This is a genomic window from Pigmentiphaga humi, assembly GCF_900606115.1.
GTDB lineage: Bacteria > Pseudomonadota > Gammaproteobacteria > Burkholderiales > Burkholderiaceae_B > Pigmentiphaga > Pigmentiphaga humi.
This window is the reverse complement of record NZ_UWPJ01000037.1, coordinates 1-11,830: the sequence shown is the minus strand read 5'-3', so window position 1 is coordinate 11,830 and position 11,830 is coordinate 1. Positions and strand designations below refer to the sequence as shown.

The following is an 11,830-nucleotide window of genomic DNA, read 5'->3' as shown; positions in this document are numbered from 1 at the left end:
AATCTGCAGGAGTTCGATGCGATGATCACTGCCGAAAAGATCGATTGGAGCCTGCGCTGGAAGCAGGAAGGGCTTGAAGCTGGCCGGGAGGAAGGCCGAGAAGAAGGCCGCAAGGAAGGCCGAAGGGAAGGGCTGCAGGAGGGCAAGGCGCGGCTGCTGGAGCAGCAGTTGGTGCGCCGCTTCGGTCCGTTGCCGCTTGCCGTGCGCGAACGCCTGGCCGGTGCTTCCGATGGCGAACTGGATAGCTGGGCGTTGAACGTACTGGACGCAGCCAATCTGGAAGCCGTCTTTCGAGGCTGAGGCGGTCGTGGCGATGAAGGAACCGCCGAGCTTGCCGCCATGGAGCGACTATGCCGCCATGCGCCGTACAAGGGGATCGGCGGAGGAAGGCGAAGGGCGTTTGGGCATGTATGGGCACGATCCAGAATGGCACCCATCCATTTGCGCTTCTGCGAGGGGCGGAAACGATCGGGAATCGAGGGTGGCATGGAAGCAATGTTTTTCGTCGTGGCCGTGGGCGCCGCCGTCGCGGGCTTTGTGCAAGGGCTGTCCGGCTTTGCCTTCGGGATGGTGGCCATGTCGTTCTGGGCCTGGGCGCTGGAGCCGAGGCTGGCGGCGACGCTGGCCGTGTTCGGCGCATTAACGGGGCAGATCCTGGCTGCCGTCACGGTGCGGCGCGGGTTCAGCCTCAAGCTGCTGCTGCCCTTCATCGTCGGCGGCTTGATGGGCATTCCGCTCGGCGTCCTGCTGCTGCCGCGCCTGGACATGGTCTGGTTCAAGGCCATCCTGGGCGGCTTGCTGGTGCTGTGGTGCCCGGCCATGCTGCTGTCCAGGCATTTGCCGAGAATTTCGGCGGGAGGCCGGTTGGCCGACGGCATCGCGGGCCTGGCCGGCGGCGTCCTTGGCGGCATCGGCGGCTTCACGGGCACGGTGCCGACGCTGTGGTGCACGCTGCGCGGCTATCCCAAGGACACGCAGCGCACCGTGATCCAGAACTTCAATCTGTCCATGCTGCTGGTGACGATGGGCACCTACCTGGCCACGGGCATCGTGACGCGAGACATGCTGCCGCTATTCGCCATCGTCGCGCCCGCCATGCTGCTGCCGACCCTGCTGGGAACCCGGCTCTACATAGGCATCAGCGAGACGCGTTTCCGCCAGGTGGTGCTGAGCCTGCTCACGGCCTCGGGCATCGCGCTGCTGGCGTCCTCCCTCCCGTCGTTGCTGGAGAGAACGTGACCCGGATTGACCCAGGGCACAGCGGATCCGGCTCCGCCGGTCCGCCAGTCTCATTCCTTGGGTAGGGCCCGCACAATGGGCAGAGTATTTTCGCTGCCCTCCGCGAGCCGCGCGGTGCCGACCCAGGATGCGGTGGATCCGGCTCCGCCGGTCCACCCGCATCGCCCCCTGGGGGGCGCGCGTAAGCGCGTAGGGGGGGCCTCTACTCCACGGCCTTGACCATGTCCTCGACCACTTTCTTGGCGTCGCCGAACACCATCATGGTCTTGTCCAGGTAGAACAGCTCGTTGTCCAGACCGGCGTAGCCCGCCGCCATCGACCGCTTGTTGACGATGATGGTGCGCGCCTTGTAGGCCTCGAGAATGGGCATGCCGGCGATGGGCGATTTGGGATCGTTCTTCGCGGCGGGGTTCACCACGTCGTTCGCGCCCAGCACCAGCACCACGTCCACCTGTCCGAACTCGGAGTTGATGTCCTCCATTTCGAACACCTGGTCGTAAGGCACTTCGGCTTCGGCCAGCAGCACGTTCATGTGTCCGGGCATGCGGCCGGCCACCGGGTGGATCGCGTACTTCACGTTCACGCCTTTCTCGGTCAGCTTGGTGGTGAGTTCCTTGAGCGCATGCTGCGCGCGCGCCACCGCCAGGCCGTAGCCCGGCACGATCACCACGGTTTCCGCATTGGTGAGCATGAAGGAGGCATCGTCGGGGCTGCCCGATTTCACGCTGCGCTGCTGCTGTTCGCCCGCCGCGGCGCCAGCCGAGGCGTCGCCGCCGAAACCGCCCAGGATCACGTTGAAGAACGACCGGTTCATCGCCTTGCACATGATGTAGGACAGGATCGCGCCCGACGAGCCCACCAGCGAGCCGGCGATGATCAGCATCGGGTTGTTCAGCGAGAAGCCGATACCGGCCGCCGCCCAGCCCGAGTAGCTGTTCAGCATGGACACCACCACCGGCATGTCGGCGCCGCCGATGGGGATGATGATGAGCACGCCCAGCACGAAGGCGATGGCGGTCATGATGACGAACGGCGTCCATTGCTGGGTGGCGGCGAACCAGACGCCGCAGCCGATCATCACGATGGCGAGCAGCAGGTTCAGCATGTGCTGGCCGGCGAACACCACCGGCGCGCCGCGGAACACGCGCAGCTTGTAGCGGCCCGACAGCTTGCCGAAGGCGATGACCGAACCCGAAAAGGTGATCGCGCCCACGAAGGTGCCGATGAACAGCTCGATGCGGTTGCCCACCGGAATGGGAATGCCTGCGTCGGCGATGCCGAAGGCATGCGGCTCGGCCACCGCGGCGATGGCGATGAACACCGCGGCCAGGCCGATCATGCTGTGCATGAAGGCGACCAGCTCGGGCATCTTGGTCATTTCCACGCGGCGCGCCATGACGGTGCCGGCGGTGCCGCCGACCAGCAGGCCGAGCAGGACCCAGCCCAGGCCCACGGTGGGGGTGCTGCTCAGCTTGAAGATCAGCGCGGCGGTGGTGAACACGGCGATGGCCATGCCCACCATGCCGAAGGTGTTGCCCATGCGCGAGGTGGTCGGGTGAGACAGCCCCTTGAGCGCCTGGATGAAGCACACCGAGGCGACAAGATAGAGCAGGGTGACGACGTTGAGCGAAAGCATCAGCGGGCCTCCTGCTTGGACGATGCGGCAGCCGGGGCGGCCTTGGTTTTCTTGCGGAACATTTCCAGCATGCGCCGCGTGACGAGGAAGCCGCCGAACACGTTGACCGCAGCCAGCGCCACGGCCAGCACGCCCATGGTCTTGCCCAGGCCTCCCTCGGTGAGGGCCGCCGCCAGCATGGCGCCGACGATGATGATGGCGGAGATGGCGTTGGTGACGGCCATCAGCGGCGTGTGCAGCGCCGGCGTCACGTTCCAGACCACGTGGTAGCCCACGTAGATCGCCAGTACGAAGATGATCAGATTGATGATGGTGTGGTCGATGATTTCCATTACCGGCTCCGGAGCACGCGCTGGGCGTCGCACACCATGCAGGCGGCGACGATCTCGTCTTCACGCTGGATGTCGAGGGCGCCGTCCTTGGCGACCACCAGCTTCATGAAGTCCAGCAGGTTGCGGGCATACAGGGCCGAGGCATCGGTGGCGACCCGGGCGGCGAGATTGGTGTAGCCGACGATCTTCACGCCGTTGGCATCGACCACCTCGTCCGGCCGCGACAGCGGGCAGTTGCCGCCGCGCTCGACCGCCAGATCGACGATGACCGAACCGGGCTTCATGCCGGCCACGGTTTCCTCGCTCACCAGCACCGGCGCGGGCCGGCCGGGAATCAGCGCGGTCGTGATGACGATGTCGGCCTGCTTGCAGCGCTCGGCCACCAGCGCCGCCTGGCGCGCCATCCATGCCGCCGGCATGGGCCGGGCGTAGCCGCCGGTGCCCTGGGCGATCTCGCGCTCTTCGTCGGTTTCGAAAGGCACGTCGATGAACTTGGCGCCCAGCGATTCGATCTGCTCCTTGGCGGCCGGGCGCACGTCCGAGGCCTCGACCACCGCGCCGAGCCGCTTGGCGGTGGCGATGGCCTGCAGGCCCGCGACGCCCGCGCCCAGCACGACCACGCGCGCGGCCTTCACGGTGCCGGCGGCGGTCATGAGCATGGGCATGAAGCGGCCGTAGTGGTCGGCGGCGACGATGACGGCCTTGTAGCCGGCGATGTTGGCCTGCGAGGACAGCACGTCCAGGCTTTGCGCGCGCGTAATGCGCGGCGCGGCTTCCAGCGCGAAGCCGGTGACGCCGGTGGCGGCCAGCTTCTCCAGCCCATCGGCGTCGAAGGGATTGAGCATGCCCAGCAGGATCTGGCCCGGGCGCAGCTGCGGCAGTTCGCCGGCATCCGGGGCCTGGACCTTCAGAATCAGCTCGGCCTGTCCATAGACCTGGGCCGCATCGGACACCACAGTGGCGCCGGCCGCGGCATAGGCCTCGTCGGTGTAGCTGGCGCGTTGGCCCGCGCCGGCCTGGACCAGCACCTGGTTGCCGCCGGCGCTCATTTTTTTCACGGTTTCTGGCGTTGCCGCCACGCGTGTCTCCCCCGGCCGCGTTTCAGCCGGGATCCCGATCTTCATGCGTCTCTCCTCTGTGCTTGATTGTTCGATGCGAGGGACGGCCGGCCGTCTTGCGCAGTATTCGGCGATGCCCCCACATCGTCGCGAGCCATCCTAGCATGGGGATGGCGCTTGTCCGCAGCTTTCTTTTCCTGAGAACACCCCCTTTGCGCAAAGCCATGTCGCGTCCGTACTTTACATGTTCCCATATTGACAGGTTGTATGATGACCGGGCAAGATCCGGTCTCGTTTCATTCGCCATTACGTCGCCGCCATGCCTCCGAATCCTTTGCGCAGCAGCAACCTGGCCGAACAGCTCAGCGAGGTGCTGTCGGGGCAGATCGTCTCGGGCGAGCGCGAAGCGGGCAGCCGGCTCCCTACGGAGGAACGGCTGGCGACGGACTTCGGCGTCAGCCGCACGGTGGTGCGCGAAGCCATCGCGCGCCTGAAGTCCGATGGCCTGGTCACCACCCGGCAGGGGCTGGGCGCTTTCGTGGCCGCCACGCCCATGGGGCGTCCGTTCCGCATCGGCGGCGAGGCGCAGCAGGGGCATCTGCTGGTGCGGCAGGTGTTCGAGTTGCGCATAGGCGTGGAAACCGAGGCCGCCGCGCTGGCCGCCGCGCGCGCCACCAAGGCCCAGGTCAAGGAAATCCACCACGCGCTCAAGATCCTCAACCAGGCCAGCCGCGACGGCGGCGACGGCGTGGAGCAAGACATCCTGTTCCACCGCGCCATCGCCCGCGCGGCATGCAATCCCGTCTACGACGATTTCTTCGGCTTCCTGGAACGCTACACGCGCAGCCAGCTGTCGATCAGCCGCCGCAATTGCGAACTGGCCGGCTGGCTGACCGATATCGCGCACGAACACGAAGCCATCTACGAGGCGATTGCCGCCCACGACCCCGATGCCGCCCGGCGCGCCGCGCATGCCCATATGAGCAATGCGATGTCGCGACTGCAGCGCATACAAGCCCATTGATCCGACGCAACCCTTTCACACACGAGAGATCCGCCATGTCGACTCCTCCCCGCCTGCAGGGCCTGCTGGCCCCGGTCGTCACGCCGTTCCAGGCGAACCTGCTGCCCGATTCCGATCGCTTCATTCGCCATTGCCAGTGGCTGCTGGACAGCGGCTGCGCCGGCCTGGCCATCTTCGGCACCAACAGCGAAGCCAACTCGCTGGCCGCCGGCGAGAAGATCGAACTCATGCACAAGCTGGTCGGCGCCGGCGTATCCGGCGCCAGGCTCATGCCCGGCACCGGCGCCTGCTCGGTGCCCGAGGCCTCGCAGCTCACCGCCGAAGCCGTCAAGCTCGGCGCCGCGGGCGTGCTGATGCTGCCGCCTTTCTTCTACAAGGGCGTGTCGGACGAAGGCCTGTTCCGCTACTACAGCCAAGTGATCGAGAACGTCGGCAGCGCCGCGCTGCGGGTCTACCTGTATCACATCCCGCCGGTCTCGCAGGTGCCCATCTCGCTGCCGCTGATCGAGCGCCTGATCAAGGCCTATCCCGAAACCGTCGTCGGCCTGAAGGATTCCTCCGGCCAGTGGGAATACTCCAAGTCCGTCATCGACGCCTTCGCCGCCACCGGCTTCGACGTCTTCCCGGCCAGCGAAACCTTGCTGCTGCAGGGCCTGCGCGCCGGCGGCAAGGGCTGCATCACCGCCACCGGCAACATCAACCCGGGCCCGATCAGCCAGCTCTACGACAATTGGCAAAGCGAACAGGCCGAGGCGCTGCAGGCCAAGGTCAGCGAGACACGCCAGCTGGTGCAGAAATACTCGATGATCCCGGCGTTGAAAGCCGTGATCTCGTATTTCTCCCAGGAGCCCGAATGGCGCATCGTGCGCCCGCCGCTGGAAGAACTGTCCGGCGACGTCGAGGCCGACCTGATCGGCAAGCTCGAAGCGCTGGGCTTCGACATGCCGGGCCTGCGCGCCGAATAGGCGCGGCGCCTGCCTCCTGGAATCGTCCGGTAGCCGGGGCGGCGGTCCCGCCCCGCGGCAACGCCGGCGCGCTTCAAGGAGGGCATATGGATATGAGGTCTCCGTCGTTGGTGCGGGGTGACGTGCCTCGTAGACTGAAAAGCCATTTTTCAGTCATCGCACATCATGATCTCCGCCCTTTCTCGCGCATCGCGGTTGGCCGCGTTGCCGGCCGTCGCAGTACTCGCCGCAGCCGGGTCTGCGCATGCCGCCGCCTTTCCGTCCAAGCCCTTGACGATCGTCGTGCCCGCCGCGCCGGGCGGTAGTCCGGACATACTGGCGCGCCTGGTCGGCAAGGCGTTGAGCGAGAAGATCGGCCAACCGGTCACCATCGACAATCGGCCGGGCGGCGCAGGCAACATCGCCGCCGGCCACGTCGCGCGCGCCGAACCCGACGGCTATACGCTGCTGGTCGCGACCGACGGCATCGCCACCAACCAGACGTTGTTCAAGGAACGTCCCTACGACGCATTGACCAGCTACGCGCCCGTGGTCCAGGCGATCAATGCGCCGCAGATTTTCGCGATCCGTTCGGGACTGCAAGACAAGGATCTGCAGTCTTTCCTGAAAAATGCGAAGGCGGCGCCCGGCAAGTACGCGCTGGCCTCGCCCGCCATCGGCACCACGGGCCAGCTGGGGGTGCTCATGCTGCAGAAGCAGGCGGGAATCACGGTGACGCCGGTGGTCTACAAGAGCGCTCAGCCTGCCTTGACCGACGTGCTCGGCGGCCATGCCGACGGCATCATCGTCACGCTCGCGCCTGCGCTGCCCTTCATCCAGGAAGGGCGGCTCACGCCCATCGCCGTTTCGACGTCGACGCGCTCCGGCGTGCTGCCCAATGTGAAGACCTTCGTCGAACAAGGCCTGCCGGACTTCGCGTTCGGGTCGTGGCAGGGATTCGTCGCGCCGGCGGGCACGCCTGCGGACGTTATCAAATATCTGAACCAGGCTTTCAACGACGTGCTCAAAGATCCCGGCATCAAGCGCAAGCTCGAAGAGCAGGCGTTCGACGTGGTCGGCGGCACGCCCGAGGCATTCGGCGCGCTGATTGCATCGAGCGTCAAGAGCTGGGGAGACGTGATTCGCGCCAACGGCCTGGCACAGGGGCAGCAATGAACGAAGCCAAGAGCGGTATCGATACTATCTGGTATACGCGCTGTCCCGTCCCGACGGCCTCGAGCATCGCCATCCAGCGCGGATGGATAGAGGGGGCGTTCGCCTCGCGCGGCATCGCCGTGCGTTCGCTGGCCAGTTCCACCGAACGGCATGTGCGCGAGTCGCATTTCGACCATGCCCAGCCCAACTCGTTCCGGCAGGGCGGCAATGCGCCGCCGATCTGGGCGCGCTCCGCCGGACGCGACACGTACGTGCTCGGGCTGACTTGGCTGCCGCAGTACCAGAAGCTCTTGTCCCTGCCGGCCGCGGGCATCCGCGGCGCGGCGGACCTGAAAGGCAAGCGGCTCGCGCTGCCTGTGCGGCTCAACGACAAGATCGATTTCTGGCGCGCTTCCGCGCTGCAGGGCTACCTGCAGGTCCTGGCCGGCGCCGGCCTGAGCGCCGACGACGTGACCTTTGTGGAATTGCCCATTCAGGACACCTACCTGGCATCTTCGGGGGCGTCGCGGCAGGGGTCGTTGTTCGACGTGCGGCGCAATGCGGCATCGGCCACGGCCGAATCGTTCGCCCTGATCCGGGGCGAGGTGGACGTCATCTACCAGTATGGGGCGCTCGGACCTTTCCTCGAAACCTTCCTGGGCGCGGCCACGGTGGTCGACATCGGTCATCACCCGGACCGGCGGGTGGCGGTCAACAACGGCACGCCGAATCTGCTGACCTGCAGCGGCGCGCTGGTGCGCGAACATCCCGATCTCGTCGTCCTCTACCTGGAGCAGGTCGTGCGCGCCGCGCGATGGGCCCGGGACCATATCGAGGAAACGCTCGCCGTCGTGGCCAATGAAGTCTCCGTGGTCGAGGGCTGGCTGCCCGACGCTTTCGACATAGACGCGCTGCTGGACAATCTGTTGCCCACCAGCAAGACCGAACTCGTCGATGCCTTGCGGCAGCGCAAGGACTTCATGTTCCAGCACGGATTCATCCCCGCCGATTTCTCCATCGACGAATGGGTCTACCCCTCGCTGCTCGACGAGGCGGTGCGGCGGCAGGACGAGCGCCTGGCCGCCTGACTGCCGAGGCGCACGGGAGGGCGTCCGCGCACAGCGGCGGACCGCCCATGCAGTAGAATCGCGGATGGACCCGAACGAGGCCCCCGCCATGGTGTGGACTCCCCGTGTGACTGTCGCCGCCGTGATCGAGCGCGGCGGTGAATTTCTCCTCATCGAAGAAGAGACGCCCGACGGCCTGCGTCTGAACCAGCCCGCCGGGCATCTGGAGGCAGGCGAATCCATCGAGCATGCGGTTCGCCGCGAAACCCTGGAAGAGACCGCCCACGTGTTCCAGCCCCTGGGGCTGGTGGGGACGTATCTATGGCGTCCCGACGAGGAGCAGGCGCCCACTTTCCTGCGGTTCTGCTTCGCAGGCACGGTAGGCGAACCGCTGGCGGGCCGCGCGCTCGACCACGGAATCCGGCGCGCATTCTGGCTTTCCGCCGAGGCGCTGCGCGCCCGTCCGGCCGAGCATCGGAGTCCTTTGGTCATGCGCTGCGTGGACGACTATCTGCGCGCGCGGGCATCCGGCCGGCCCTGGCTGCCGCTCGATGCCCTGTATACCCACCCAGCAATCGCGGATAGGCAATATGGCAAGCAGTAAAGGACGAATCGTCATCGGCATGTCCGGCGGCGTGGATTCGTCGGTGAGCGCCTGGCTGCTCAAGCAGCAGGGCTACGAGGTCGTCGGCCTGTTCATGAAGAACTGGGAGGACGACGACGATTCCGAATACTGTTCCACCCGCCAGGACTGGCTGGACGCCGCCAGCGTGGCCGACGTGCTGGGCATGGACATCGAGGCCGTCAACTTCGCCGCCGAATACAAGGATCGCGTCTTCGCCGAATTCCTGCGCGAGTATTCCGCCGGACGCACGCCCAATCCCGACGTGCTGTGCAATGCCGAGATCAAGTTCAAGGCCTTCCTGGACCATGCCATGCGCATGGGCGCCGAGCACATCGCCACCGGCCACTATGCGCGCGTGCGGCGCGTCGAATCGGGCCCGCAGGCGGGGCAATACCAACTGCTCAAGGCCTTGGACGAGACCAAGGACCAGAGCTATTTCCTGCATCGCCTGAACCAGCAGCAACTGTCGCGCGCGGTGTTTCCGCTGGGCGAGATCCGCAAGACCGAAGTGCGCCGCATCGCGCACGAACTGAGCCTGTCCAACGCCGCCAAGAAAGACTCCACCGGCATCTGCTTCATCGGCGAGCGCCCCTTCCGCGAATTCCTCAACCGGTATCTGCCCACCCAGCCCGGCCCGATCAAGACGCCGGACGGCCAGACCGTCGGCAGGCACGTGGGGCTGTCCTTCTACACCCTGGGCCAGCGCAAGGGCCTGGGCATAGGCGGCGTCAAGGGTCGCCAGCAGGAAGACGGCACCGCCGACGCCTGGTACGTGGCACGCAAGGATCTGGCGGCCAACACGCTGTACGTGGTGCAGGGGCACGACCACCCCTGGCTGCTCTCCGACGCGTTGGCCGCCCAGCAGGCATCCTGGGTGGCCGGCGAGCCGCCCGCTCCCGGCTCCTACGGCGCCAAGACCCGCTACCGCCAGCCCGACGCGCCCTGCGAACTGGTGCGGGCCGAAGGCGAACGCTTCGATCTCGCCTTCCCTGGCCAAGCCCAATGGGCCGTCACGCCCGGCCAGTCGGCCGTGATCTACGACGGCGAGGTGTGCCTGGGGGGCGGCGTGATCGAAACCGCCCGGACCTAGGGAGTGGGTTTGCGGAACTTCAACAGAAATCCGTCGGCCTCGCCGATCGCGGCATAGCGCGCGCGGTCCTTGTCGCCCAGCCGGTACGTCGGCGGCAGCGTCCAGACTCCCTCGGGATGGTCCTTGGTATCGCGCGGATTGGCCAGCGCCTCCGAACCGCCGACGAAAACGAACCCGGCCTGTTGCGCCAGCCGTATCGCATAGTCCTGCCGCACGTAGCCGTCGGCCGCGCGCGGATCCTGGGGTTTGTCGGTCCGGCCCCGATGCTCTTCGATGCCCAGGATGCCGCCGGGCTTGAGCGCCCGGTAGAAAGCGGCCAGCGCCGCCTCGGCGTAGCCGTCGCTCATCCAGTTGTGCAGATTGCGGAAAGTCAGCACGACGTCGGCGGTGCCCGGCGGCGCGACGTCGTAGTGGCCGTTGCCGAACGCGGTGACCCGGACCCGGTCGTACAGCGCGGGGTTCGCGTCCAGCTTGGCTCGGAAATTGCGGTAGTACTCCTGGCGGTGCGCGATCCCGCCGCCGTCCTGGGGATACTGGGCGGCGTAGTAGGTCCCTTGCGTTTTCAGATACGGCGCCAGGATTTCGGTCCAGTAGCCCCCGCCCGGCGAGATCTCGACCACGGTGGCCTGCGGCCGCACCTCGAAAAAGTGCAGCACTTCGTAGGGCTTGCGGGCGGCATCGCGGGCGGCGAATGCCGGCGTGCGCGCCGGATTTGCGATGGCCTGTTTCAGCGCCGGGTCATTTCCTGCCGGGGCGAGCGCGCAGCCGGCGCCGGCCAGCGACAATCCGGCGACCGCGACAAAGATTCTGAATGACATGCGAACAGCTCCTGTGGACGGGTGGCCGTGCGGCGGCCCGGGGTGATCCATGCTTCGCGCATCCGACGATGGCGCCGACCCCCGTTTTAACATCGGCCCGGCTGCGCGGACCAGACCGGGTTCGCATATCGATATGCGCGGCGGGGCGCCTACCCGGAAAACGCCTCCGGATCTTCGAGGACGATGCGCGCGGTCTGCTGATAGTGCTCGGTCAGCAGGGCGACGGCGCGGTCGGGATCGCCGGCGGCGATGGCGTTCATCAACGCTTCGTGCTCTTGCTGGATAGGGCGGTCGGGGGAGATCTTGGGAACGGAGAGCGCGCGGTAGCGGTAGAGCTGATCGGCCAACTGCTCGCAGAATCCGATCAGCCAGCGCGAGCCGCAGCCGCCGATCAGCGCGCGGTGGAAGGCGCGGTGGCGCCGGTCCCATTCGGGGTTGATCTCGCGGATTTCCTGATTGAGCCAGCGCGGCGTGCGGGACAGGCGGTGATAGGCCAGTACCAGGTCTTCTTCCCATTGCGCCGACCCCGAACCCATCGATTTGCGCAGCGCGATTTCTTCCAGCCAGCAGCGCGTGTCGGTGATCTCCACCAGGTCGGCGGCGCTGACCGAGGCGACGGCGAAGCCGCGCTGGTCGCGCTGCTCCACCAGTCCGTCGGAAGTGAGCCGGTTCAGGGCCTCGCGCACCGGCGTCTGCCCGGCGCCGTACTGGTGGCTGAGGAATTCGATCTGCAGCTTGCGGCCGGGGGCGAGCAGGCGTCCGGCCAGCAGGTCGGCGCGCATGCGTTCGTACAGCGAGCTCGCCATGGTCGGGGCGGTGCCGGTTTCGGTCGGGGGGAAAGC

At 66.8% G+C, this 11,830-nt stretch carries 13 protein-coding genes; 8 read left to right on the top strand and 5 right to left on the bottom strand.

Features of this window, described 5'->3' with window-relative positions; translation table 11 throughout:
- Window positions 1-300 (top strand): DUF4351 domain-containing protein (locus PIGHUM_RS21610; protein WP_124081792.1); only part of this gene is annotated, 300 nt, incomplete at its 5' end.
- Window positions 301-486: 186 nt separating this feature from the next.
- Window positions 487-1,239, top strand: a complete 753-nt coding sequence (locus PIGHUM_RS21605) for a sulfite exporter TauE/SafE family protein (RefSeq protein ID WP_124081791.1) — start codon at window positions 487-489, stop codon at window positions 1,237-1,239.
- 202 nt (window positions 1,240-1,441) lie between these two features.
- On the opposite strand, the gene PIGHUM_RS21600 is transcribed toward PIGHUM_RS21605, so the two are convergent.
- Genes PIGHUM_RS21600 through PIGHUM_RS21590 form a run of 3 tightly spaced genes read right to left on the bottom strand, consistent with a single transcriptional unit; the run spans window position 1,442 to window position 4,331 of the window.
- Window positions 1,442-2,875 (bottom strand): NAD(P)(+) transhydrogenase (Re/Si-specific) subunit beta, encoded by a 1,434-nt coding sequence (locus tag PIGHUM_RS21600; protein WP_124081790.1) that lies wholly within the window; start codon window positions 2,873-2,875, stop codon window positions 1,442-1,444.
- Window positions 2,875-3,207, bottom strand: coding sequence for an NAD(P) transhydrogenase subunit alpha part 2 (locus PIGHUM_RS21595; RefSeq protein ID WP_124081789.1), 333 nt, complete (start codon window positions 3,205-3,207; stop codon window positions 2,875-2,877). Before PIGHUM_RS21595 ends, PIGHUM_RS21600 begins: the two co-directional genes overlap by 1 nt.
- A complete protein-coding gene (locus PIGHUM_RS21590; RefSeq protein WP_124081788.1) occupies window positions 3,207-4,331 on the bottom strand; it encodes a Re/Si-specific NAD(P)(+) transhydrogenase subunit alpha in 1,125 nt (374 codons plus the stop codon). Before PIGHUM_RS21590 ends, PIGHUM_RS21595 begins: the two co-directional genes overlap by 1 nt.
- A 253-nt stretch (window positions 4,332-4,584) precedes the next feature.
- Between PIGHUM_RS21590 and PIGHUM_RS21585 the strand changes: the two genes are divergently transcribed.
- The 6 genes from PIGHUM_RS21585 (at window position 4,585) to mnmA (ending at window position 10,170) form a co-directional block, all read left to right on the top strand.
- Window positions 4,585-5,289 (top strand): FadR/GntR family transcriptional regulator, encoded by a 705-nt coding sequence (locus PIGHUM_RS21585; protein ID WP_124081787.1) that lies wholly within the window; start codon window positions 4,585-4,587, stop codon window positions 5,287-5,289.
- A gap of 35 nt (window positions 5,290-5,324) precedes the next feature.
- Window positions 5,325-6,254, top strand: coding sequence for a dihydrodipicolinate synthase family protein (locus PIGHUM_RS21580; RefSeq protein WP_124081786.1), 930 nt, complete (start codon window positions 5,325-5,327; stop codon window positions 6,252-6,254).
- Window positions 6,255-6,458: 204 nt separating this feature from the next.
- Window positions 6,459-7,409, top strand: a complete 951-nt coding sequence (locus PIGHUM_RS21575) for a Bug family tripartite tricarboxylate transporter substrate binding protein (protein WP_160142388.1) — start codon at window positions 6,459-6,461, stop codon at window positions 7,407-7,409.
- The gene (locus PIGHUM_RS21570; protein WP_124081784.1) at window positions 7,406-8,476 is read left to right on the top strand and encodes an ABC transporter substrate-binding protein; all 1,071 of its coding nucleotides are present in this window, start codon (window positions 7,406-7,408) and stop codon (window positions 8,474-8,476) included. The genes PIGHUM_RS21575 and PIGHUM_RS21570 overlap by 4 nt, the downstream gene beginning before the upstream one ends.
- An 88-nt stretch (window positions 8,477-8,564) precedes the next feature.
- Window positions 8,565-9,059: an NUDIX hydrolase gene (locus PIGHUM_RS21565; RefSeq protein WP_187697814.1), complete on the top strand. Its 495-nt coding sequence runs from the start codon at window positions 8,565-8,567 to the stop codon at window positions 9,057-9,059.
- On the top strand, window positions 9,046-10,170 hold the full coding sequence (mnmA, locus tag PIGHUM_RS21560) for a tRNA 2-thiouridine(34) synthase MnmA (RefSeq protein WP_124081782.1): 1,125 nt from the start codon (window positions 9,046-9,048) through the stop codon (window positions 10,168-10,170). Before PIGHUM_RS21565 ends, mnmA begins: the two co-directional genes overlap by 14 nt.
- On the opposite strand, the gene PIGHUM_RS21555 is transcribed toward mnmA, so the two are convergent.
- On the bottom strand, window positions 10,167-10,988 hold the full coding sequence (locus PIGHUM_RS21555; RefSeq protein ID WP_124081781.1) for a class I SAM-dependent methyltransferase: 822 nt from the start codon (window positions 10,986-10,988) through the stop codon (window positions 10,167-10,169). The two genes, mnmA and PIGHUM_RS21555, sit on opposite strands and share 4 nt — an antisense overlap.
- Before the next feature lie 149 nt (window positions 10,989-11,137).
- Window positions 11,138-11,830 (bottom strand): GntR family transcriptional regulator (locus PIGHUM_RS21550; RefSeq protein ID WP_246013421.1); only part of this gene is annotated, 693 nt, incomplete at its 5' end.